Origin of the sequence: Pseudomonas sp. 22072, from assembly GCF_052046095.1 — a bacterium.
Classification (GTDB): Bacteria; Pseudomonadota; Gammaproteobacteria; order Pseudomonadales; family Pseudomonadaceae; genus Aquipseudomonas; species Aquipseudomonas paracarnis.
Map to the genome: position 1 here is coordinate 186,991 of NZ_JBQEQE010000009.1, position 21,359 is coordinate 208,349.

Below are 21,359 nucleotides of genomic sequence, written 5' to 3' on the forward strand. Positions count from 1 at the left end.
CTGCGGTCAATCAGACATACCGGCCTGATTTGTTGCCAAGGAACCCGCCCCATGCCTGACTCTTCGCTACCCGCCGACCTGCCCCGCGACCTGCATTATGTGGATGACACCCAGCCCGGCATCCGCCGTAAAAAAGTGCGAGGCAAGTTCCAGTATCTGAACGCCAAGGGCGAGCGCATTACCGACGCGGACGAAATAAAACGCCTGAACGCCTTGGCGGTGCCGCCCGCCTACACCGACGTGTGGATCTGTGCCGACCCTCGCGGCCACCTGCAAGCCACCGGCCGCGACGCCCGTGGCCGCAAGCAATACCGTTACCACCCACGCTGGCGCGAGGTGCGCGACAGCGACAAGTACTCGCGCTTGCAGGCTTTTGGCGCCGCGTTGCCCAAATTGCGCAAACAGCTCGAAGCTCAAATCGCCGAGCCGGGGTTTACCCGCGAAAAGGTGTTGGCCACGGTGGTGATGTTGCTGGACGCCACGCTGATCCGCGTCGGCAATACCCAATATGCCCGTGAAAACAAATCCTACGGGCTGACCACCTTGCGCAACCGCCATGTGGACATCAAGGGCAGTGAGATCCAGTTCCAGTTTCGTGGCAAGAGTGGCGTGGAGCACCAAGTCAGCGTCAAGGATCGGCGCCTGGCCCGGGTGGTCAAGTGTTGCATGGAATTGCCAGGGCAAAACCTGTTCCAGTACCTGGACGAAGACGGTGAGCGGCATACCGTCAGCTCCCAGGATGTCAACGACTACCTGCACAGCCTGACCGGCGAAGACTTTACCGCCAAGGACTACCGCACCTGGGCTGGTACAGCAATGGCGCTGGCGGTGTTGCGCGAGTTGGCGTGGCAGCCCGAATCCGACGCCAAGCGGCATGTGGTGGCGATGGTCAAGGATGTCTCCCGGCAGTTGGGCAATACGCCGGCGGTGTGCCGCAAGTGCTATATCCACCCGGCGGTGCTCGAGCATTTCAGCCTCGGCGAATTGTCGAAGTTGCCCAAGCCGCGGGTGCGCAAAGGCTTGAAAGCCGAAGAAGTCGCGCTGGCGATGTTCCTGGAAAAACTGGCCGAAGACTTGCCGCACAAAGTTAAGGTGGGTTAGGCTCTGCCTCCCTTCTGACTCACGGGATGACCGCCGACGTGAACATCTAAGCCTTCCAAAATGTATCTGCAACGAGCCGCTGGCGCGCTTGTTGGCCTGTTCGACATTTTTTTGGAGGTGCTGATGACTGACGTCAAACGGCTGCCCGCTCTTGTTTCCCTGCAACACCTGTCTTTCCAGTTCGCCAATGGCGAAACCTTGCTGGCCGACGTGAACCTGTCCATTGATCAAACGCCTACCGGTATCGTCGGGCGCAATGGACGGGGCAAAAGTATCCTGGCCAAGTTGATGGCCGGCGTGCTGCTGCCCTCCTCCGGCACGTTGAAAAAACCGGCCCACGTTGCCTATGTGCCCCAGGCCATCACGGCTCAACCAGGGCAAACCATCGCCGATATCACCGCAACTGCCGCAGCCTTGGCTGCCCTTGCACGTATGGCCCAGGGCGATGCACGCCTCGGTGACCTGGAACTGATCGACGATCGCTGGGACCTCGCCGAGCGCCTGCGCCAGGCACTGGATGCAGCGGGTTTGCAGACCCTCAGTGCCAGTACCCCGGCCGATCAACTCAGCGGTGGCCAACTCGCCAGGGTCGCGCTGATCGGGGCGTTGTTGGCTGCGCCGCAGTTGCTGATTCTGGATGAGCCCAGTAACCACCTTGATGCTGCCGGGCGCGATTGGCTGTTGCGTGTGTTGCGCGATTGGCGAGGTGGCCTGGTGGTGGTCAGCCATGATCGACAGTTGCTCAACGTCATGGGTCGCATCATTGAGCTTTCGCCCCTTGGCATTCAGGTCTACGGCGGCAACTACGACGCCTATCGCCAGCAACGCGATACTCACCAGCAGGCCGCGATTGCTGCGTGGGAACAGGCGCGTCTGGCCCGCAGCCGTGAGCGTCGGCGTCTGCAAAAAGACCACGACGACCTGCAGCGCCATGCCGCACGCGCACGTAAACAGGCCGAGACCGCCAACGTCGACCGTTTTACCAAGGCGCGCTGGAAAAGCGCAGCAAAGGAGATCGTCAGCAGCGTGCGTAGCGCCCATCATGCGTGCAAAAACCAACTCGACGCCCAGGTGCGCCAGGCTTACGAGCGCGTGGCGGATGAGACGCCCACACTGCTCGCATTATCAGGCTCGACGGTCCCCAATGGCCGCCAGGTACTGGTGCTGGAGCAGGCGCAATTGCCCTGGCTCGATCCCCTGGCGCCCGTCAGCTACCTGACGCTAAACCTGACAGGTCCGGCTCGCGTTGCCGTGCGTGGGCCGAACGGTTGCGGCAAATCGACCTTGCTCAAACTGCTGGCCGGCCACTGGCAGGCGGTCAGTGGCAAGTGCAGCGTAGCGGTGCCCAGTGCGTACATTGATCAGCACCTGGCGCTGCTGGACGACCGGCGCAGCCTTGTCGAGCAACTCAACCTGCTCGACACGCCGCTGGCCGAAGCCGAACTGCGCACACGTCTGGCGTTTTTGCAGCTGGACGCGCTGCGGGTTACGCAGCCGGCAGGGCAACTCAGCGGCGGCGAGCGCTTGAAAGCCGCGATGGCCCTGGCCTTGTGGCGTGATACACCGGCGCAATTACTGTTGTTGGATGAACCCACCAATCACCTGGACCTGGAGTCAGTGCTAGCGTTTGAGCAGGCTTTGAAGGGGTTTACCGGCGCGCTGCTGGCCGTATCACACGACGAGGCATTCTTGCAGGCGATCGAGCCGACTCACCATCTGACGTGGCACGCCACCGGCTGGCAACTGGAGCGTGTCTGAGGTCATTGCGCGGACAGGCAAAGCGCCCTACGGTAGTGGCCGGATAATCTCACCGAGGAAACCAGCCCCATGCTGCCTTCGTCCCGCAAGCCTTACACCAATGCCACGCTCGCCCGTCGTCAGCGCTGGCGCGGGCGCGTGGGCTTGATGCTGGTGGCCTGCCTGTCGGTGCTGGCGGGCATGACCGATGCGATCGGTTTTATGGCCAGCGGCGATTTCGTCTCGTTCATGAGTGGTAACACCACGCGCCTGGCGGTGGCCATCAGTGCGGGCGACCTGGGGCTCACCGGGCGCCTGGTATTGCTGGTCACCACCTTCGTGGTCGGCAATGCCTTGGGCGTGCTGGTCAGCCGTTTCAGCAAGCGCCATGCGTTGCCCTTATTACTGTGCATCGGCGCCTTGCTCTGCGCTGCGGCGTTGTGGCCATCGACCGACACCTTGCCCGCGTTGCTCGCAGCTATCATTGCCATGGGCATGCTCAACGCGGCCGTCGAGGAAGTGAACGGGCTGCCGGTGGGGCTGACCTACGTCACCGGAGCGCTGTCACGCTTTGGTCGCGGGCTCGGCCGTTGGTTATTGGGGGAGCGCCGCAATGGCTGGCGCGTGCAATTGATTCCGTGGGGCGGGATGTTCATTGGCGCTGTGATCGGTGCACTGCTGGAACAGCAGATGGGCCTGCGCGCATTGTGGGTCAGTGGTGCGTTGGCTGCGGCCTTGGGGGTGGCGACACTGTTGATTCCGCGACGCTGGCACTTGGGTTTCATGCCCCGGTGAGGTTGGGGTGGAGGAGCTCGTTCGACGTTTAAGCCTCGACATCCGTGTACCGGTAAAGAGCCATCACGTCGAACGAGCAAGTGAATCATAGGCCAATGCCCAGCGGCTGTCCCGCCAGGCATTTCGGAATATGGCTAAGGCAACCGACTTACAGACAAGTGGCCAGTGCTGCCAGGCGACGTTTGGCCGGCATATTGTCCTGTGCTGCATAGTAGTTGACCGTAGAACCCGCGCCGGTGCTGAGTACATCGACAAAGTAATCGCCACCGGTGGTATACACCGTAAAACCACCCGCCTCGGTCGCTTCCTTGAAGCCGCCAGCATCGACGCCGAACACGCTTTCATCCTGCCAGCCGAACTGGATGCACTGGGCAACGACCAGAGTGGCCTTGTCTGATGCCAGGGTCTTGTAGGGGCTGCCTGCGCGCGCTTCCTTCATCTTCGAACCGGCGCAACCGGTCAGTGCCGCCAGTATCAATGCGCCCATTACCACTTTGTGCATGCCATTGCTTCCTTGGAAAAACCGTGACTCTACCACTGTGCGTCTGCCAACTGACGCGCCCATGAACTTTGTTTCACTGTGAAGGGCAAACACGCCGCCTATAGTGGCCAGGCTCATTTTTTAGAAGTCTCCCTTCTGCCCGCCACCCCGCGGGCTTTTTTTTTGCCCGGGTGTCAAAACCACCAACGGAACAGATAGAACAGCGCCATGCTCAATAGCACCGTGGTCAACACGCTGCGCGTCCAGTACATCAACGCCACGGCGCAGATGCCGGCCAGCAGATAAGGGTTGCTCGGGCTCAGGTTGAGCCGATGGTCAGCCAGGAAAATAATCGGCCCGCAGATCGCGGTGAGCATGCCCGGCACGGCGAAGCCCAGAAATTCACGCGCACCGCGATTGAGCCGTACTGGCAAGCGCGGCTCGATAAACAGGTAACGGTTGAAGAACACCACCAGGCCCATGGCCACAATCATCAGGTAAATCATCGTTGCCCCACTCCCAGCCGTTTACAGGCAAACCCCGCGCTCATCCCCAACACACCCGAGACCACCACCGCCGACTCCCAGTGCAGATAACTCAACCAGACCGAGCTCAGCAGTGCCACGGCAACGCATACCACCGTGGGCACGTCGCGCACCACAGGGGTGATCAAGGCGATAAAGGTCGCGGCAATCGAGAACTCCAGCCCCAATTGATCAAGGCCGGGAATGCTTTTGCCCAGCACAATGCCGGCAAGGGTGAAGAGGTTCCAGACCAGGTAAAACGTCAGGCCGACGCCCAGGGCGTACCAGCGGTTGAAGGTCTCGCGGTCGTAGTGGTTGACCAGGGCAAAGAATTCATCGGTCAACAAGAACCCCAGGCTCATGCGCCAACGGGTGTTGAGCGAAGACAGCGTAGGACGCATGTGCATGCCATAGAGCAGATGCTGGGATGTGAGCAGCAAAGTGGTCAGCACGATGGAAATCAGGCTGGCACCGCTCTTGACCATGCCGATGGCCACCAGTTGTGCGGCACCGGCAAACACAATGGCAGACAAGCCTTGGGCTTGCAGCGGGGTAAATTGCGCGTCAATGGCCATGGAGCCGGCCAGCAACCCCCAGGGCGCACAGGCCAGGGATAAGGGAATGACGGCGATGGCGCCGCGGGTGAAGGCGTAATGAGGTAATGCAGTGGGCATGGAAGCGGCTCATCGACAGACAGTCGACAAGCATGCCAGCGCGAACGAAAGCTTGTCTTGAACGATCTTGCTCAGGCGAGCTTTACCGAAACCTGCTCCACCGAATCCCGGGCTTCGCGCAATTCATACGCATCCTGGTTCAGCCGGTGGATGGTATTGAGCAGGCGCTGGCGCAGCACTTCATCGCCGAGTTTTTCCACGGCGCGCATCAGGTCAAAGGCCGCGGTTTCGTTATTTTCCGCGACGGAATCCAGGGTCTTGCGCAGGTTGCGGGTGGCTCGGGTCACGCGGGGTCTTCCTTCATCAGCAATGGGCAGGCACGTTAGGACATTTGTGTTTCATTTTAATTTCAAACAGTTGTGGCGCTTTCAAAGGGTTTTGATCCATATCAATTGAAACAAGATTTGACCTATATATATGCAAATACGTATATTCGAATATCTCTACTTGAAAAGTCCTTGACCATGTCAGACCTCTTCTCTCCTCCCACCCTGTTCAAGTGCCTGGCCGATGCCACCCGTGCACGGGTGACCTTACTGATCCTGCGCGAGGGCGAACTTTGCGTGTGTGAGTTGATCCATGCCTTGGACGACAGCCAGCCAAAAATCTCCCGCCATCTCGCGCAATTGCGCAGTTGCGGGCTACTGGTGGACCGACGTCAAGGGCAATGGATCTACTACCGCATCAATCCGGCACTGCCCGCCTGGGTTACTCAGGTGCTGGACACCACTCTGCAAGCCAACCAGCCATGGTTGCAGGATGACGCACTGCGTCTGAATGCAATGGGCGACAGACCACAACGGGCCAGCACCTGCTGCTGAGCCATCGGAGCGTTTATTCATGCTTGTCGCAATTGCGATTTTCCTCGTCACCATCGTGCTGGTCATCTGGCAACCCAAGGGCCTGGGCGTCGGCTGGAGTGCCACACTGGGCGCGATCCTGGCGCTGGCCTGCGGGGTGATCAGCCTGGCGGACATCCCGGCGGTGTGGCAGATCATCTGGAACGCCACCGGCACCTTCGTCGCGCTGATCATCATCAGCCTGTTGCTGGACGAAGCCGGTTTCTTCGCCTGGACGGCGCTGCATGTGGCGCGCTGGGGGCGTGGCCGCGGCCGGCGGTTGTTTGCCTATATGGTGTTGCTGGGTGCGCTGGTATCGGCGCTGTTTGCCAACGACGGTGCGGCGTTGATCCTGACGCCTATCGTGATGTCGATGCTGCTGGCCTTGCGCTTTTCCCCGGCGGCGACCCTGGCCTTCGTCATGGGCGCAGGGTTTATCGCCGACACGGCGAGCCTGCCGCTGGTGGTGTCGAACCTGGTGAATATCGTCTCGGCGGACTATTTCAAGATTGGCTTCAACGAATACGCCGCGGTGATGGTGCCGGTGAACCTGGTCAGTGTCGCCGCCACGCTCGCGGTGCTGCTGTGGTTTTTCCGCCGGGATATTCCGCAGACCTACAACCCGTCCGACCTGGAAGACCCCGCCAGTGCCATCCATGACCGTGCGACCTTTCGTGCCGGCTGGTGGGTACTCGGTATTTTGCTGGTCGGCTGTTTCGCCCTGGAACCGTTGGGCATTCCCATCAGTGCGATCTCGGCGTTCTGTGCGGTACTGCTGCTGGTGATTGCTGCCAAAGGTCATCAGATTTCCACGCGCAAGGTCCTCAAGGAAGCCCCGTGGCAGATCGTGATTTTTTCCCTGGGCATGTACCTGGTGGTCTATGGCCTGCGTAACGCCGGCCTGACCGACTACCTGGCCACCTGGCTCGATACCTTCGCCACCTATGGTGTGTGGGGCGCGGCCATGGGCACCGGGGTGCTGACCGCGCTGCTCTCATCAGCCATGAATAACCTGCCGACCGTGCTGATTGGCGCGTTGTCCATCGAGTCCAGCCATGCCGTGGGCGTGGTCAAGGACGCGATGATCTACGCCAATGTGATCGGCAGCGACCTGGGCCCGAAAATCACCCCCATCGGCAGCCTGGCCACCTTGTTGTGGTTGCATATCCTGGCACGCAAAGGCATCACCATCACCTGGGGTTACTACTTCAAGGTCGGGATCGTGCTGACCCTGCCCGTCCTGCTGATCACCCTCGCCGCCCTCGCCTTGCGCCTGAGCGTCTAATGGAGACTGCAATGAAAGTGCTGTTCATGTGTACCGCCAACAGCTGCCGCAGCATCTTGTCCGAAGCGATGTTCAACCACCTGGCGCCGCCGGGCTTTGAAGCGATCAGCGCCGGCAGTTTTCCCAAGGGCCAGGTGTTGCCCCGTAGCCTGAGCACGCTGCAGGCGGCGGGCATCAGCATCGAAGGTTTGTACAGCAAGGGCAATGAGGCCTTTCAAGACAGCCCGCCTGATGTGGTCGTCACCGTGTGCGATAAAGCAGCCGGTGAAGCGTGCCCCGTATATTTCGGCCCAGCGGTGAAGACGCATTGGGGCCTGGAGGACCCTTCCGAAGTGCAGGGTGACGAGGCGCAAGTAGAGGCTGCATTCAAGGCCACCCTCGACATTATCACCGCACGCTGCGAGGCGTTTTTTGCGCTGCCCTTTGCACGTCTATCGCCGGATGAATTGAAGGCTGAACTCCACCGCATTGCCTCAACGCCGCAGACTTTGTAGGAGCAAGCTTGCTCGCGAAAAACTCATAGGCACCGCGGTCATTCAGGAAACGCGCGTTATCGTTGACGCTTTTCGCGAGCAAGCTCGCTCCTACAGGGGGCGCTGATCCTGTGGGCAATACACGGCCAGTGTGGGAGCTGGCTTGCCTGCGATAGCGGTGGTTCAGTTGAAGATTCAGTCGCTGACGCGCCGCCATCGCGGGCGTTCCTACAGAGGGCGTGGTATCCCTCTCCCGGACTGACGTATGCTCTGGCACTTTCTCGAAAGGAACTGAGCATGCTGTCGATCTTTGTCTATGCGCTGGTATTCGGTTTTGTATTTTGCCTTTCCCCCGGCGCCGTGCTGGCAGAGACTCTGCGCCGCGGCTTGCTCCATGGCTTCACGCCGGCGTTGCTGGTGCAGTTCGGCTCACTGGTGGGCGACGCCGTCTGGGCCGTGATTGGCCTCACCGGTATCGCACTGCTGATCCAGCATGATGCAGTGCGGGTTCCACTTACAATCGTCTGCGCGCTGTACCTGGCCTGGCTGGGCATTCGCAGCCTGATTGATGCCTGGCAGTTACCGGCAATGGACAATGCCCCTGCCAGCTCAGGCAAAAATGCGTTGGCGGTGGGCGCGGCGATTTCCTTGGCTAATCCGAAAAACATCGTCTACTGGGGCGCCTTGGGAAGCGCACTGTCGGGGATTGTCGGCACCACCCCCAGTCACGGACAGACCCTGATGTTTTTTGCCGGCTTCATGCTGGCGTCGGTACTCTCGTGTTTTCTTACCGCCGCCTTGGTGAACCTGCTACGCAAGAACGCATCACCGACTTGGCAGCGTGTGAGTTATGCGGCCTGCGGTTTAGTATTGATCTATCTGGCACTCCTCGCCGCGCAAGGTGTATGAAGTTATTCAACCCACAACTTACGCGCGCCTCTTGTCTGAACAAACTCTGAACACTGGTTAATTTAATTAATCATACGTTGACATTCACTGACGCCCTGAGTAGATTGCCCGTGCCCGCAACTGGGGCCTTTTTTAAACCTCACAAAAGAAGCCAATGGACACAGTATCTAGTCGCTGTCCGAGCACCGCCTTTGCGGGCATCGGGCGCCAAACCCAGAATATGACAGGACTCGCGTTCCAGGTCCGGTAAGCTGCGCTAGAGCTTGATGCTCCACCGTAACTGCCTCACCGGTCGCCCGTCCGGTCCCGAGGTGTGTTATGACCTTCCAACTCCTTGTTTTGCCTGATACGCGCACACTGGTCGCAGCCCTGCGCGCCAAGCTGTGCCGAGCGCCGGCGGGCTTTTCGCCAAGCCGCTCGATCTTTGTCACACCCTCCCCTCAAGTGCGCCCAGCCCCGCCGCTGGCGCACTGGCGTATCTGCCCTGAAAGCGGCCACCTGGTGCAGCACTGGGATCATGCCGACCCTCAAGACCCGCAGAGACCCCAGGTTTCCTGCCTGGCGCAAGCGCGCTTGATGCTCGGTTTCTACCTGAGTACTCACGCCGCCTGACCTCGCTGGAAACAGCAACTTTCTTATTGATGACCCTGGAGTTCTTTATGAACACGTCCAGTAGTAGCCTGCTGCACGCTAGTTAACTAACTTGCTGTTAGCGGGCCCTTCAGAAGTTATTTGAATACTTTATTTGAACCGATCGCGAAGTCCGCGGCTCGGCATGCTTTCGCTCGCCTGTCTGCAGGTAAGTAGAGGGTATGTTTTGTCGAGAATTGGCGACAGGAGTACAGACAATGAGCGCCGTAAAAAACACGCCTCTGCACAAGAAAAATGGCACCGCTGCCGACACCAGGCTGTCGATGCGTGCCGCCCGCGAAGCCCACAATGGCCTGGCGGCCACCCTCGCCAATGTACGCGCCACCCAGGACGGCCTGACCGAACTGGACGCCTCGGCGCGCCTGCAACGCGAAGGCTATAACGAAGTGGCCCATGACAAGCCGCCACACGCTATCGTCCAGTTCCTGCAGGCACTGAACAACCCCTTCATCTACGTGCTGTTGACCCTGGGCGGTATCAGCTTTGTCACCGACTATTGGTTGCCACTTCAGGCAGGTGAAGAAGTCGACCTGACCAAAGTCATCATCATCATGACCATGGTGTTGCTCAGCAGCCTGCTGCGTTTCTGGCAAGAACACCGCTCGGCCAAATCCGCAGAAGCCCTCAAGGCCATGGTACGCACCACCGCCACCGTGCTGCGCCGCGAGCAGGTTGGCGCCCAGCCGGTCTTGCGCGAAGTGCCGATGCGCGACCTGGTGGCCGGCGATATCGTGCAGCTGTCAGCCGGCGACATGATCCCCGCCGATATCCGCCTGATCGAGTCCCGCGACCTGTTTATCAGCCAAGCCGTGCTGACCGGCGAAGCCTTGCCGGTGGAGAAGTACGACACCCTGGGCGATGTCACGCAAAAGTCCGCCTCTACCCTGGCCGCCGACCAGGGCAACCTGCTGGACTTGCCGAACATCTGCTTCATGGGCACCAACGTGGTCAGCGGCCGCGCTAAAGCAGTGGTGGTGGCAACAGGGCCGCGCACTTACTTTGGCTCCCTGGCTAAGGCGATTGTCGGCTCGCGGGTGCAAACCGCCTTCGACCGGGGCGTGAACAGTGTCAGCTGGCTGCTGATCCGCTTCATGCTGGTGATGGTACCCATCGTGTTTTTCCTCAATGGCTTCTCCAAGGGCGATTGGGGCGATGCCTTCCTGTTTGCCCTGGCGGTAGCCGTCGGCCTTACCCCGGAAATGCTGCCGATGATCGTCAGCGCCAACCTGGCCAAGGGTGCTACGGCCATGGCCAAGCGCAAAGTGGTGGTCAAGCGCCTCAATGCGATTCAGAACTTCGGCTCGATGGATGTGCTGTGCACTGACAAGACCGGCACCCTCACCCAGGACAAGATCATCCTCGAGCATCACGTCAATGCCTTTGGCCAGCGCGATGACGCCGTGCTGTCCCTGGCCTGGCTCAACAGCTTTCACCAGAGCGGCATGAAAAACCTGATGGACCAGGCGGTCGTGCAGTTCTCGGAACAGAACCCCAAGTTCCAGGTGCCGTTTGCCTACAGCAAGGTCGATGAATTGCCGTTCGACTTTGTCCGTCGTCGCCTGTCGATCGTGGTCAAGGATGCCGCCGGTGACCAGTTGCTGGTATGCAAGGGCGCGGTGGAAGAGATGCTGAGCATTTCTACCCATGTCATGGAGGCCGGCGAAGCCTTGCCCCTGGATGACCGCCGTCGTGAGGCGCTACTGGCGCTCGCCAATGATTACAACGAAGACGGTTTCCGCGTGCTGGTGGTAGCGACCCGCAATATCCCTAAAGCGCTGGCACGCCAGCAGTACACCACCAGCGACGAACGCAACCTGGTGATCCAGGGCTTCCTGACGTTCCTGGACCCACCGAAGGAAACCGCAGGCCCGGCCATTGCGGCGCTGCAACAGATTGGCGTGGCGATCAAGGTGTTGACCGGCGACAACGCCGTGGTCACCAGCAAGATCTGCCGCCAGGTTGGCCTGGAACCCGGCCAGCCGCTGCTGGGTGTGGAAATCGAAGCCATGGACGACGCCACCCTGCTGCGCCGCGTAGAAGAGCGCACCGTATTCGCCAAGCTCACGCCGCTGCAAAAATCCCGCGTGCTCAAGGCGCTGCAAACCAACGGGCACACCGTCGGCTTCCTCGGTGACGGTATCAACGATGCACCGGCGCTGCGGGATGCCGATGTGGGTATTTCGGTGGACAGCGGCACCGACATCGCCAAGGAATCGGCCGACATCATCCTGCTGGAAAAGAGCCTGATGGTGCTGGAAGAAGGCGTACTCAAGGGCCGCGAAACCTTCGGCAATATCATGAAGTACCTGAACATGACTGCCAGCTCCAACTTCGGCAACGTGTTCTCGGTGCTGGTGGCCAGTGCGTTCATCCCGTTCATGCCGATGCTGGCGATCCATCTGCTGCTGCAGAACCTGATGTACGACATCTCCCAACTGGCCCTGCCGTGGGACAAGATGGACAAGGAATACCTGGCCAAGCCACGCAAGTGGGATGCGAAAAACATCGGCCGCTTCATGATCTGGATCGGGCCGACCTCGTCGATCTTCGACATCACCACCTTTGCGCTGATGTGGTACGTGTTCTCGGCCAACAGTGTGGAAATGCAGACGCTGTTCCAGTCCGGCTGGTTTATCGAAGGGCTGCTCTCGCAAACCCTGGTGGTGCATATGCTGCGCACCCGCAAGATCCCGTTCTTCCAGAGCACGGCCGCCTGGCCGGTGTTGATGATGACCTGCATCGTGATCGCCCTGGGCATCTACGTGCCGTTCTCACCGCTGGGCACCCTGGTGGGCCTGCAACCGCTGCCGCTGGCGTACTTCCCATGGCTGGTGGGCACCTTGCTGGCTTACTGCTGCGTCGCCCAACTGATGAAGACGATCTACATCCGCCGCTTCAAACAGTGGTACTGACCCTCCCCGCCGTTCAAACGCAGGCGGCCGCCCGGTCGCCTGCGTGCAATACAAGGATTTGCTCATGCGCGTGTTGATCTGTGCAGGTCGTCATTACGCCGACACCAAAAAGTCCCGCCATGTGCTGGACGCTTACCACCGCCTGCGCCCGGTGCAGGTACTGATCCACGGCGGCAACCAGTTCCTGGGCAGTGAGATCGAGGAATGGGCCCGGGAAATCGGTATCGACGTGGTGCGTTATCCACCCAATTGGCAGCGCCATGGCAAACAGGCGGAACGCCAGCGCAATCACTTCATGCTGGCCGACAGCCGCCCCGATCTGATCATCGCCCTGCCGGGCGGTGACGATACCTCGGAGCTGGTTTGCCAGGCCAAAGCCAGCGGCATTTCGGTGCTGACCGTAGAAAGCTGAACTCAAGCGAGGTGCATCATGCACAAAAAACACACGCCGGCACGCCGCGACGGGTTTGCCAAATATCGCGCACGCCACTCTCGCCACACCCTGCTGTTACTGCCGCCAGCAAAGCGCCGTGCATTGCAGCGCAACCTGATCTTTATCGGCGTGACCCTGGGCGTTGTCCTGGTGGCCGCGTTGATTTCAAAAGCGCAAGCCGCAGGCGGCGCTTATGTGGTTGACGACGGCGCGATCAACACGCCGGGTGAATGCAATGTCGACGCCTGGTACAGCGCCCAGCGGCACGCGGGCAGTACCCATAACGGCACCTTGTCGCCCGCCTGCACGTTCAGCGCCATGCCAGCCGTGCAATGGGGCGCCGCGTTGTCACGGGCCGTGGATGCAGGCAAAGGTGAGACGCAGATCAGCCCGCAAGCCAAGGTGCAGGTGCTGTCACGGCAAGACTTGGGCTTGGAACTGGCGATTGCTATCGGGGCGCATGTCGCGCTGGATCGCCATCACGGGCTTGACGGCGCAGACCTGAACATCCCCCTGACATGGCAACCCCTGGATGCCTTGCGCCTGAACCTGAACGCCGGCTGGAGCCACGCCTACAACGACGGTGATCAACGACATCGCCTGACCTGGGGCACGGGGTTCGAATATCAGTTGGCAGAGAAGCTCACGCTGATTGGCGAGCGGTATGGCCAGGAAGGCGGCGAACAGGCCTGGCAGGCTGGGCCGCGTTTGCACATTGGTGAATTTGTTGACGTGGACCTGCTGGTTGGGCGCAGCCTGATTGGCGATCGCGCCCAGTGGCTGACCACTGGGGCGACGCTGAGGTTCTAGGCTTTGGCCTGCTGCTCCAGATGCAGCTGCAATTGCGGATCGATTTGCAACTGACCGGCCAGGTCGTCGAGGTAATTGCGCTCGGCGTCCTGCTGATCATTGACCAGCATCACGCTCGCCAGGTAAATCTCCGCAGCGAGTGCGGGGTCATTGGCATACTCGGCAAAATCGGCGGCATCCAGGGGCTTGGCGACTTCGGCGTCGAGCCACTGCTGCAGCTGTGGGTCGTCGGTATGACGGCCGATCTCGGCAGAAATCATCTGCTGCTCTTGCGCATCGATTTTGCCATCGGCCTTGGCCGCCGCGATCAACGCACGCAGTACGCCGTGGCTATGGGCTTCGGCTTCAGGCCCTTCAAGCTGGTCAACGGTCTGGATAGCTTGCTGCGGTGCCGAAGCCTGTTGGCGTTGCCAGGCTTGATACGCCTGGAAGGCCGCCATCCCCAGGGACGCCAGCGCCGCGTAGTTCATCCCACCGCCGCTGCGCGTCTGGGTAGTACCACCTGCCGGAGCGCCGCCCAACAAGCCGCCCAGGCCACCTAATAAACCACCCAAACCGCCACCCGCCGCAGACGCATTGCCGGTGCCGGCGCCCTTCAACAACCCTCCAAGCAACCCGCCCAGGCCGCCGCCCGAAGCCCCGCCGCCTTGCTGCCCTGCACGCAACAGTTGTTCCAGTAGATCGCTGGTATTCATGGTGTCGCCCTCCGGGGCGCAATAGTGGCATTGATCAAACATAGTCCTCCCCTGATGGAACACCATGACCGTCGGGCGGGCAAGCTTTATGATGGCGCCATCACGCCAAGAAGGGAGAACCGCGGTGAACCGCATCGAGCACATTGCGCTGATGGCCACCTATAACCAATGGATGAACCGCAAGGTCTACGACGCCGCCGCCGCCCTGACGCACGCGCAGTTGACCCTGGACCGCCAAGCGTTTTTCGGTTCGATCTTCGGCACCTTGAACCACCTGATGCTGGGTGACACCGTCTGGCTCAAGCGCTTCGCCGAACACCCGGCCAACTTTGCGGCCTTGGCGCCGCTGAACGGGGTTGCCACGCCCGGCGACCTCAAGCAACTGGCCTTCGCCAGCCTTGCAGAACTAGCGGCCCATCGCGCCTGGCTGGATCAACTCATCATCGATTGGGCCCACAGCCTGCACGAGCCCCACCTCGACCAACGCCTGCGCTATCACAACATGCGCGGCGTGGCCGCCGAGAAACCCTTCTTCGGTCTGCTGGTGCACTTTTTCAACCACCAGACTCACCACCGCGGCCAGGTGACGACACTGCTGAGCCAGGCGGGTGTGGACGTAGGGGTCACCGACTTGCTGGCACTGATTGACTGAAGGCCGACACGGTCAATGTGGGAGCTGGCTTGCCTGCGATGGCGGTGTAACAGGTTCAATACCTGTGACTGACACATCACTATCGCAGGCAAGCCAGCTCCCACAGTTGCCCTATATTGCCCAAAGCATCAGTGCTGTCACTTCACCTTGCTGCTCAAGGTCTCCACGCTGCGCTTCAAATCATCCAGGCTGCGCTTGAGACCGTCGAGCTCGCTTTTCTGCCGCTCTATCGTGCTCTTCTGCTCATCCACCGTACGCTTGAGACTCGACAGCTGACTGTCACTGCTACTGGCACTCGAACCGTCCTTGCGCTTGAACTCATCAAACGCACGCTCCTGCCCCTCCACTTTGCTTTTCAAGCTTTGCAGTTCGCTTTGACTCTGTTTTTGCCCAGCTTGCAGCGCCTCGACATCCCCCACGGAAACACCCGACGGCTTCAACACATAGGCACCGCCCACGTCCATCGAGCCGGCCGTCAACTTGTCTGAAGACGACGCACTAAATTCGCCCCACTGCACCGCACTCCCCGCCTGCGCCGAGCTGAACGCGCCAGTGCCCAACAACCCCGCTACACCTGCGGCCATGATCCAAGCCTGCTTACGGATACTGAGCATCAAACGACTCCCTGCGAAATGCCGAAATGGCATATCGCTATGACTGTCATTTATGGGGCTTGTTCCTGGGTTGCGAGCGTTCATCAGGACTTGGCACAAAGGCCATGTAGATCACTGATCTGCCACGTTTTTTTCTGCGCATCTTTATGCGGGAAAACCGGCTGGGAGGTTGCGCTGAAGCGGCTGGATCTATATATTCCCAACCCTGTTACACCGCGCTACCGCCCGAATGGCGAAACTGGTAGACGCATGGGACTTAAAATCCCCCGCTCGTAAGGGCGTCCCGGTTCGATTCCGGGTTCGGGCACCATAGATATCAAGGGCTTGCCAGGGAAACCTGGGCAGGCCCTTATCTTTTCTGCTCCGCAATTTCTTCCCCGATGTCCTGCGGACCGCCCGCCCAAAAAACATCTTACAGCTCGTTAGCTCAAGGCGCGTGACGTCCAAGTCTCGAGTACTGTGCGCACATACAATACCAAGGTGAGTCGGCGGAAGTGCTTGATTGGTTAAAGGGCGGCAACGCTGTGGGAAGCGTTAAAAATCAGGATTCTAAAATTACTACTCCGATTAGCTAACCCCACCGTATACTCTTGTACTTCTAACCCACAATTCAAATGGACTTGCACATGAACGACCTCTACAAAATACTACTCGCAGCAGCCGTTGGCTTTCTACTTTCACCGCTTACTGAAATATTAAAAAGCAAGCTCTCAGCCCGACAACAAAAATCAAAACTGGAAACAAAACTCAAAACATTCGAAACCATCTTATGCAGAGCCATACCCTCAATAACCGAAACAATCAAAAACCGAGAAAATTTCATTAGATCTCCTGAAAAATACGTAGGAACGTTATTTATAACTCCAAATTTTATTTTCCCGAAAATAGAGTCAAATATAGATAACGCATACGATATGTTATCGAGTTCCCAGCAGCGCGGACTTTTAGATCTGGAATCACAAGCAGCTCATATAAAAAACATGCTGAAAAAGCTGCACTCGATTGAAGATGAATGCAAGTCAACAATATACAGAAAAGTAAATATAGAAAAAATAATAACCCAAGAATCCGAAATCCGAGGTATTGAAAAAGAACATTACACCCGCGCTATAGCGTGTGAAAAAGCAATTTTATACACCGCTGCGTGCATGCTAGGAACATTGAGAAGAGCAATTAATAATGACCCAAGCCTCCCCAAAGACATTGACACCATAAAAAATGTAAGCGAAGAACTTGGCATTAATATTGATCTCAATTGGTGGCACCAGTTTCGCGGCCAACAATCTGACGCCTAACATAAAGCCCGACAAGTGTGTTGACGTAGGACCGGCACGCCAGAGTTCTTCGTCACCCTCACTACAACTGGATTAGCCCTCATCAATTCAAAGATGGGTTGGCGCCAGCGCGGGCCGAGGAGGAACTTAACATCACGCCCAGGACTAGTTGACCACGGCCATTAAAATCCACCCCCTTTTGCCCCTCTTTTATCCATGCGTTGTAGTTCTCCCGGCGAGGGAGCGAAGCATTCAATAAGATTTATCGGCAGAACAACCAGATAAATCTTATATATTTTTCGCGAAATTAATGCGATTAATCCAGAGGATAAAGGACCTAATGAAAAGGGATATCAATTGCTAGTCATTACGAGAACGCTCAATAAAAGCCTATACATCGGCGGCGAAGTCCAATTAAAAGTAATCAAGGTCGTGGGCGAAAGCGTGTCTCTAGGAGTTAGCGCGCCCAAGAACATGCGAATTGTTCGTTCAGAGCAAGAGAGAAAATCCTCTGATAACGGCTCTATCACTTCTGGTACGGAGGCTTTGAAATAGGTCAACCCCAACCGCACTGTATCAACGCCGGATCGGCTAGCAGTTTAAAGAACACATGGGCATTGCTGTTTTTGGCGTGCTGCTGAATGCGCTGCTGTTGATGGCTGACGATTTGACGTCTACGATTCGCACGAGCTGTACTTGTTCGAGTGGTGTGTGTTCGCAAAAAAAAGGGGAAAGATTTATTTTCCAGAGGCTCATTCGTTATATCTAAAAGGACTCGCCAAACCTATAAATAAATCTGTCCTCTTTCTTTTTCCTTCTGACAGATTGCTATAAAGCGATAAGCAAGAAAAAACCCCACAGCATCAACGATCCTGTGAGGTTTTATCACCGGCTTTACCGATCCGGCATCAAACCACGCTGATCATCTCTGCACTCAACTGCGCCGCATTGAACCCCCCCAGGGTGACACTGCTGTCCCCCGCCAGAATCACGCTGTCACTGCCGTGCTGGGTAGTCGCACCGAGCACAGCATCGGCGCTGGCAAACAGCGACTTGGCGAACACCAGCAGGTCTTTCCCATTCTGATGAATGTTGAAGTCACTGATCACGTCGTGGCCGAACCCGCGTTGGTCGAAAACAAACAGGTCGCTGCCTACGCCACCGCTGAGTTGGTCATTGCCTAGCCCGCCGATCAAGACGTCATTGCCGTTGGCGCCATACAACGAATCGTTACCGGTGCCACCCAGTAGCGTGTCGTTGCCGTCGCCGCCGTGCAGCAGATCATTGCCGGCGCCACCGTCGAGCCGGTCATTGCCGTTCTGGCCGAATATCAGGTCGCGAGTGGCGGTGCCTTTGAGGGTGTCGGCCAGCTGGCTACCTTCGATGGATTTGGCATACGCTTTATCGGCGCCGAACAGGCCATCAAAGTCCAGCTTGCCACTGGTCACCGTGTAGGACGGCGTCAACGCCTCGCCAATACCGCTGAAGAAGCCACCGAAAAGAGGCAATTGACCGAGGCTGTTGGCAAGGCCGGTTTCGAACTCTACATGCTCTACGCCGTGCAATTCCTTCAGACCATATTGGCCGCTGCTGTCGTTCAGAAACAACGTGCCATCGCTGAGTTTCACCGCTTCGTAGGAAGACGCGGTGCCTTTGAGGAAGACTTTGTCGTTGCCTTCGCCGCCGGCGACGATATCGGTACCGGTACTCACCCGGAAACTGTCGTCACCCTTGAACCCGTCGAGGAAGTCATCGCTGCGGCCGTCCTGCAGCTTGTCCGAACTGTCGGTGCCCAGCAGGAAAGCCGGTGTGCCGTAGTGGTTGGAGGTGGCGGTCTGTTTGTCGCTGACCCAGGTAAAGCTGCGGCTGATGGCGTCGAGGTTGCTGATGATGATGGTGCTGTCGCGCTCGATGTAATCGTAGAAGGTCGATTGGGCGATACGCTGGATAGGGTTGATGAAAATGCCTTCCAGGTGCGCGGCCCATCCTGACAGGTTGGCAATCGAGAACGGACCATTGGGCCAGGTTGGCAGCGCGTAGATTGTGTCGAACAGCACGATGTTGTCAGTCGTCGAGGTGTAACTGGCATCACTGCCTTGAAGCGCATCGATAATGGCGCTGCCCACGTTGGTCTCTTGACCCGTGAGACGGTGGACCACATCGTTTTCAAATCCGAAGTTGAAGATTCCGTCGCTGTTGCTGGACTTGGGCGACTCCATGCCAAAGTAGTCCGAATCCTTGAAGAACCCGTCGGCCAAAGTATCCTTGCCGATATACATGCTGTTGGTAACGGAGCCACCCTGGCTATAGCCGGTGACCAGAACATCCTTGCCGCTCAGGTTATGGCCGGTGGCGTAATCCTTGATTGAGTTGAGCAGGTAGTCGTAGCCGTTGATATAAGAGTTATCGATCATCGCCGGCCAACCCAGCAGATCAATTGGCGAGTTGGTGCCGGCAATGGAAAAACCCATTTTGACTAATTGGCCGCTGTCATCGTATTGACCAAACACCCTGGCTTGAGAACCAAAGACGCCGTCGCCGGTAAAACTTCCAGTGACGTCGGTGTGGCTGCTATCAACCTGCAGTTCGCTCGCGCCGATCTCACGCCAGCCCTTGGGCAGCGCGAAGGTGTTGCCCTCGCCCAGCACAAGCCCCGGAATGTTGTAGAGCGCGCCGACGGTCGCTACACCACTGGTGTAAGTGGCGAGGGTCCAGGCATCTGAAATCAGGACGCGGGCGTCTTGCCCCTTGTAATCGAATATAGCCATGTCAGTACTCCTTGAGCCCAGCGATCAACACCGAAAGTCAACGGTAATACCTGATGCGTCGGGCTAAACAATATGCATTGAAGTTGTTGTTGTGCATTCTGTTCAGGCTGCTTCGTTGCTTAATATCGAGGTTGACCATTAAGGAAGCTCGTCAACACTAGCCTAGAAGTGCTGCGTTAAAGTGACCGACTATCGGATGACAAGTGTATGTACTTGGGGAGATAGACGACAAAAGCGCCATAAGCGCTGTTTGTCGAACAAGAGGTGAAGTTCTGTGTTGTTCGTGACTGGCGAGTCAAAGAAAATCAAACCCTTATAGCAAGTTGTGAACTGCAATAAGGGCTCAAGAAGTTCAGGTTTCTCTGGAGCTCAGGAAGAATAAACCTCAGCACCTTGGCATACAGACTGCTTGAACCTGGGTAATTGCTGCCGGGCCAGTTGCGCCTGCACGCCCGCGACGGCTTCAAGCACTCGTTGCGCCCAGTGCTCATCCTGCGGATCGACCACCACCACGCGAAAGCCGTGGTCGTTACCTTCAAGGCGCACACCCTCGGAATCATCCACGTGCAAATCAATGTCGAAGGCCGGCGGAAATTTCGAGGGGGTGTTCGACAGCCCATGCACCGTGAGGGCGTGGTTATGCCGCACGCTGTTTACTACGCCGTCGACACGAATGCCGTACAGCATCAGCCAACGCCTGATGTAGGAAGGCGCCCTGCCCGATGAGGTGTAGACCCAGATACTGCAACCCTGGCGTCGCAGCTCCCGCGTCAGCGAACGGGTACCGATACGCAGCGGCTCTCCCCACCAGCGATGAGCGCAGGCCGGCAGCCAACTGCTCTCGACATCAGCGTGGTCAAGTTGGCAAGCCAGCGTGTCGTCGATATCAAAGGAGATGCGTACACGCGGTCGCTTGGCGGCACGCGTGAGAAACGCCTGCTGGATGGCTTGCACGGCTCGGCTGGCGAGTGTCGGATACCGGCGCATTAATGGCCTCCCTGATAAATAGGCTGTGGTACGTCGCTCAAGAAAAACGCCTTGGGATCCGGGGCCTGTTCCTCCAGGAAGGCGGCGTACTTTTTCTTGATCTTGGGCAATTCATACAACGCCTTGACGCCATGTTTGGCCGAGTTACGGATGACCGAGGAAGGATTGAAGTAACCCTCGGCATTTTCCAGCGTCAGCACGAACGGTGGCAACCCGGCACGCATCAGCAGATAACTGACGATCAGCGAGCCACTGCGGTTGTTGCCTTCGATAAACAACTGGGGCTTGCTGAGAATGCGCACATACACACCGGCCGCACGCTTCCACACCGATTCACTGCGATACGCGCAGTACCAATTGAACAAGTCCTTGATACCGCCTTCAACGTTGTTGAAGAAGTGCTCCTCGGTGGCGGCCAGGTGCTGGGCGTATTCCACGCGGCGCGCCGGGTCGCTACCGCAGAGCACCGTGGCGTTGATCTCCAGCATCAGGTCCAGATGATGAAGGTCAAACAGGTCAACGCCCCGTGCGACATAGTCGTCAACCAGCGCATAGCCTTCAAGCACGTTGTGCAGCACTTCGTCGGTCAAGGGGTCGCGCGGCTCGGTAAATTGCGTGCTGAGCTGGGCAAAGCGGCTCTGCACTTTGCGGAGCGCGCGTTCAATCGCTGACAAATCAAGACGATGCGTTGCAGACATTGGCGTTCCTGGGCTGACGGTGGCGCACGTGTGGTTTCTATCGAACA

Annotated in this window: 23 protein-coding genes and 1 tRNA gene; 15 read left to right on the top strand and 9 right to left on the bottom strand. The window is 58.3% G+C overall.

Going from position 1 to position 21,359, the window contains the following annotated elements; genetic code table 11:
- The first annotated feature begins 51 nt into the window (after positions 1–51).
- The 3 genes from ACTJLA_RS12330 to ACTJLA_RS12340 all read left to right on the top strand — a co-directional run bounded on the left by ACTJLA_RS12330 (position 52) and on the right by ACTJLA_RS12340 (position 3,633).
- The gene (locus tag ACTJLA_RS12330; protein WP_314543408.1) at positions 52–1,101 is read left to right on the top strand and encodes a DNA topoisomerase IB; all 1,050 of its coding nucleotides are present in this window, start codon (positions 52–54) and stop codon (positions 1,099–1,101) included.
- Between the two features lie 123 nt (positions 1,102–1,224).
- Positions 1,225–2,859, top strand: coding sequence for an ABC-F family ATP-binding cassette domain-containing protein (locus ACTJLA_RS12335; protein WP_054897336.1), 1,635 nt, complete (start codon positions 1,225–1,227; stop codon positions 2,857–2,859).
- Between the two features lie 69 nt (positions 2,860–2,928).
- Positions 2,929–3,633, top strand: a complete 705-nt coding sequence (locus ACTJLA_RS12340) for a YoaK family protein (protein WP_057975835.1) — start codon at positions 2,929–2,931, stop codon at positions 3,631–3,633.
- Positions 3,634–3,781: 148 nt separating this feature from the next.
- On the opposite strand, the gene ACTJLA_RS12345 is transcribed toward ACTJLA_RS12340, so the two are convergent.
- The 4 genes from ACTJLA_RS12345 to ACTJLA_RS12360 all read right to left on the bottom strand — a co-directional run bounded on the left by ACTJLA_RS12345 (position 3,782) and on the right by ACTJLA_RS12360 (position 5,599).
- Positions 3,782–4,135, bottom strand: coding sequence for a hypothetical protein (locus ACTJLA_RS12345; RefSeq protein WP_054897292.1), 354 nt, complete (start codon positions 4,133–4,135; stop codon positions 3,782–3,784).
- A gap of 173 nt (positions 4,136–4,308) precedes the next feature.
- Positions 4,309–4,620 (bottom strand): AzlD domain-containing protein, encoded by a 312-nt coding sequence (locus ACTJLA_RS12350; protein WP_014718527.1) that lies wholly within the window; start codon positions 4,618–4,620, stop codon positions 4,309–4,311.
- Positions 4,617–5,312, bottom strand: coding sequence for an AzlC family ABC transporter permease (locus ACTJLA_RS12355; RefSeq protein ID WP_054897293.1), 696 nt, complete (start codon positions 5,310–5,312; stop codon positions 4,617–4,619). The genes ACTJLA_RS12350 and ACTJLA_RS12355 overlap by 4 nt, the downstream gene beginning before the upstream one ends.
- A 71-nt stretch (positions 5,313–5,383) precedes the next feature.
- Positions 5,384–5,599 (bottom strand): hypothetical protein, encoded by a 216-nt coding sequence (locus ACTJLA_RS12360; RefSeq protein WP_003191339.1) that lies wholly within the window; start codon positions 5,597–5,599, stop codon positions 5,384–5,386.
- A gap of 177 nt (positions 5,600–5,776) precedes the next feature.
- On the opposite strand from ACTJLA_RS12360, the gene ACTJLA_RS12365 reads away from it, so the two are divergent.
- The 8 genes from ACTJLA_RS12365 to ACTJLA_RS12400 all read left to right on the top strand — a co-directional run bounded on the left by ACTJLA_RS12365 (position 5,777) and on the right by ACTJLA_RS12400 (position 13,624).
- Positions 5,777–6,133 carry a metalloregulator ArsR/SmtB family transcription factor gene (locus ACTJLA_RS12365; RefSeq protein WP_034127507.1) on the top strand — a complete coding sequence of 119 codons (357 nt, stop codon included), beginning with the start codon at positions 5,777–5,779 and terminating at the stop codon, positions 6,131–6,133.
- 19 nt (positions 6,134–6,152) lie between these two features.
- Positions 6,153–7,436, top strand: coding sequence for an arsenic transporter (locus tag ACTJLA_RS12370; protein ID WP_089041761.1), 1,284 nt, complete (start codon positions 6,153–6,155; stop codon positions 7,434–7,436).
- A gap of 11 nt (positions 7,437–7,447) precedes the next feature.
- A complete protein-coding gene (locus ACTJLA_RS12375) occupies positions 7,448–7,930 on the top strand; it encodes an arsenate reductase ArsC (protein ID WP_089041762.1) in 483 nt (160 codons plus the stop codon).
- Positions 7,931–8,206: 276 nt separating this feature from the next.
- Positions 8,207–8,818: a LysE family transporter gene (locus ACTJLA_RS12380; protein ID WP_054897296.1), complete on the top strand. Its 612-nt coding sequence runs from the start codon at positions 8,207–8,209 to the stop codon at positions 8,816–8,818.
- A gap of 318 nt (positions 8,819–9,136) precedes the next feature.
- Positions 9,137–9,430, top strand: coding sequence for a hypothetical protein (locus ACTJLA_RS12385; RefSeq protein WP_054897297.1), 294 nt, complete (start codon positions 9,137–9,139; stop codon positions 9,428–9,430).
- A 236-nt stretch (positions 9,431–9,666) separates the two neighbouring features.
- Positions 9,667–12,381: a magnesium-translocating P-type ATPase gene (gene mgtA / locus ACTJLA_RS12390; RefSeq protein ID WP_034127512.1), complete on the top strand. Its 2,715-nt coding sequence runs from the start codon at positions 9,667–9,669 to the stop codon at positions 12,379–12,381.
- Positions 12,382–12,445: 64 nt separating this feature from the next.
- A complete protein-coding gene (locus ACTJLA_RS12395; RefSeq protein ID WP_003191350.1) occupies positions 12,446–12,793 on the top strand; it encodes a DUF2493 domain-containing protein in 348 nt (115 codons plus the stop codon).
- An 18-nt stretch (positions 12,794–12,811) separates the two neighbouring features.
- Complete coding sequence (locus ACTJLA_RS12400; protein WP_072446561.1) at positions 12,812–13,624, top strand: hypothetical protein; 813 nt, start codon at positions 12,812–12,814, stop codon at positions 13,622–13,624.
- Here ACTJLA_RS12400 and ACTJLA_RS12405 read toward each other — a convergent pair.
- Complete coding sequence (locus ACTJLA_RS12405; protein ID WP_034127613.1) at positions 13,621–14,319, bottom strand: tellurite resistance TerB family protein; 699 nt, start codon at positions 14,317–14,319, stop codon at positions 13,621–13,623. The genes ACTJLA_RS12400 and ACTJLA_RS12405 overlap by 4 nt on opposite strands.
- Before the next feature lie 124 nt (positions 14,320–14,443).
- On the opposite strand from ACTJLA_RS12405, the gene ACTJLA_RS12410 reads away from it, so the two are divergent.
- Positions 14,444–14,971, top strand: a complete 528-nt coding sequence (locus ACTJLA_RS12410; RefSeq protein ID WP_236264686.1) for a DinB family protein — start codon at positions 14,444–14,446, stop codon at positions 14,969–14,971.
- 137 nt (positions 14,972–15,108) lie between these two features.
- Here the strand turns inward: ACTJLA_RS12410 and ACTJLA_RS12415 are convergent, their stop codons facing one another.
- Complete coding sequence (locus ACTJLA_RS12415) at positions 15,109–15,585, bottom strand: hypothetical protein (protein WP_060764279.1); 477 nt, start codon at positions 15,583–15,585, stop codon at positions 15,109–15,111.
- 223 nt (positions 15,586–15,808) lie between these two features.
- Between ACTJLA_RS12415 and ACTJLA_RS12420 the strand changes: the two genes are divergently transcribed.
- The 3 genes from ACTJLA_RS12420 to ACTJLA_RS12430 all read left to right on the top strand — a co-directional run bounded on the left by ACTJLA_RS12420 (position 15,809) and on the right by ACTJLA_RS12430 (position 17,414).
- Positions 15,809–15,895 (top strand) — tRNA-Leu (locus ACTJLA_RS12420).
- Positions 15,896–16,211: 316 nt separating this feature from the next.
- A complete protein-coding gene (locus ACTJLA_RS12425; protein WP_314543375.1) occupies positions 16,212–16,880 on the top strand; it encodes a hypothetical protein in 669 nt (222 codons plus the stop codon).
- 336 nt (positions 16,881–17,216) lie between these two features.
- Positions 17,217–17,414, top strand: coding sequence for a carbon storage regulator (locus ACTJLA_RS12430; protein ID WP_440841342.1), 198 nt, complete (start codon positions 17,217–17,219; stop codon positions 17,412–17,414).
- Positions 17,415–17,767: 353 nt separating this feature from the next.
- Here the strand turns inward: ACTJLA_RS12430 and ACTJLA_RS12435 are convergent, their stop codons facing one another.
- From ACTJLA_RS12435 to ACTJLA_RS12445, 3 genes are all read right to left on the bottom strand, one after another.
- On the bottom strand, positions 17,768–19,627 hold the full coding sequence (locus tag ACTJLA_RS12435) for a calcium-binding protein (protein ID WP_314543373.1): 1,860 nt from the start codon (positions 19,625–19,627) through the stop codon (positions 17,768–17,770).
- A 369-nt stretch (positions 19,628–19,996) separates the two neighbouring features.
- Positions 19,997–20,614, bottom strand: a complete 618-nt coding sequence (locus ACTJLA_RS12440; RefSeq protein ID WP_314543371.1) for a hypothetical protein — start codon at positions 20,612–20,614, stop codon at positions 19,997–19,999.
- On the bottom strand, positions 20,614–21,312 hold the full coding sequence (locus ACTJLA_RS12445) for a hypothetical protein (protein ID WP_057975821.1): 699 nt from the start codon (positions 21,310–21,312) through the stop codon (positions 20,614–20,616). Before ACTJLA_RS12445 ends, ACTJLA_RS12440 begins: the two co-directional genes overlap by 1 nt.
- Positions 21,313–21,359 lie beyond the last annotated feature (47 nt).

Excerpts from the sequence above, each read along its gene's own strand:
- ACTJLA_RS12350 (WP_014718527.1), bottom strand. The coding sequence starts at position 4,620 with ATGATTTACCTGATGATTGTGGCCATGGGCCTGGTGGTGTTCTTCAAC.
- ACTJLA_RS12335 (WP_054897336.1), top strand. The coding sequence starts at position 1,225 with ATGACTGACGTCAAACGGCTGCCCGCTCTTGTTTCCCTGCAACACCTG.
- ACTJLA_RS12370 (WP_089041761.1), top strand. The coding sequence starts at position 6,153 with ATGCTTGTCGCAATTGCGATTTTCCTCGTCACCATCGTGCTGGTCATC.
- mgtA (WP_034127512.1), top strand. The coding sequence starts at position 9,667 with ATGAGCGCCGTAAAAAACACGCCTCTGCACAAGAAAAATGGCACCGCT.
- ACTJLA_RS12365 (WP_034127507.1), top strand. The coding sequence starts at position 5,777 with ATGTCAGACCTCTTCTCTCCTCCCACCCTGTTCAAGTGCCTGGCCGAT.
- ACTJLA_RS12375 (WP_089041762.1), top strand. The coding sequence starts at position 7,448 with ATGAAAGTGCTGTTCATGTGTACCGCCAACAGCTGCCGCAGCATCTTG.
- ACTJLA_RS12440 (WP_314543371.1), bottom strand. The coding sequence starts at position 20,614 with ATGCGCCGGTATCCGACACTCGCCAGCCGAGCCGTGCAAGCCATCCAG.
- ACTJLA_RS12385 (WP_054897297.1), top strand. The coding sequence starts at position 9,137 with ATGACCTTCCAACTCCTTGTTTTGCCTGATACGCGCACACTGGTCGCA.
- ACTJLA_RS12415 (WP_060764279.1), bottom strand. The coding sequence starts at position 15,585 with ATGCTCAGTATCCGTAAGCAGGCTTGGATCATGGCCGCAGGTGTAGCG.
- ACTJLA_RS12330 (WP_314543408.1), top strand. The coding sequence starts at position 52 with ATGCCTGACTCTTCGCTACCCGCCGACCTGCCCCGCGACCTGCATTAT.
- ACTJLA_RS12425 (WP_314543375.1), top strand. The coding sequence starts at position 16,212 with ATGAACGACCTCTACAAAATACTACTCGCAGCAGCCGTTGGCTTTCTA.
- ACTJLA_RS12340 (WP_057975835.1), top strand. The coding sequence starts at position 2,929 with ATGCTGCCTTCGTCCCGCAAGCCTTACACCAATGCCACGCTCGCCCGT.
- ACTJLA_RS12435 (WP_314543373.1), bottom strand. The coding sequence starts at position 19,627 with ATGGCTATATTCGATTACAAGGGGCAAGACGCCCGCGTCCTGATTTCA.
- ACTJLA_RS12380 (WP_054897296.1), top strand. The coding sequence starts at position 8,207 with ATGCTGTCGATCTTTGTCTATGCGCTGGTATTCGGTTTTGTATTTTGC.
- ACTJLA_RS12395 (WP_003191350.1), top strand. The coding sequence starts at position 12,446 with ATGCGCGTGTTGATCTGTGCAGGTCGTCATTACGCCGACACCAAAAAG.
- ACTJLA_RS12355 (WP_054897293.1), bottom strand. The coding sequence starts at position 5,312 with ATGCCCACTGCATTACCTCATTACGCCTTCACCCGCGGCGCCATCGCC.
- ACTJLA_RS12445 (WP_057975821.1), bottom strand. The coding sequence starts at position 21,312 with ATGTCTGCAACGCATCGTCTTGATTTGTCAGCGATTGAACGCGCGCTC.
- ACTJLA_RS12405 (WP_034127613.1), bottom strand. The coding sequence starts at position 14,319 with ATGAATACCAGCGATCTACTGGAACAACTGTTGCGTGCAGGGCAGCAA.
- ACTJLA_RS12345 (WP_054897292.1), bottom strand. The coding sequence starts at position 4,135 with ATGCACAAAGTGGTAATGGGCGCATTGATACTGGCGGCACTGACCGGT.
- ACTJLA_RS12400 (WP_072446561.1), top strand. The coding sequence starts at position 12,812 with ATGCACAAAAAACACACGCCGGCACGCCGCGACGGGTTTGCCAAATAT.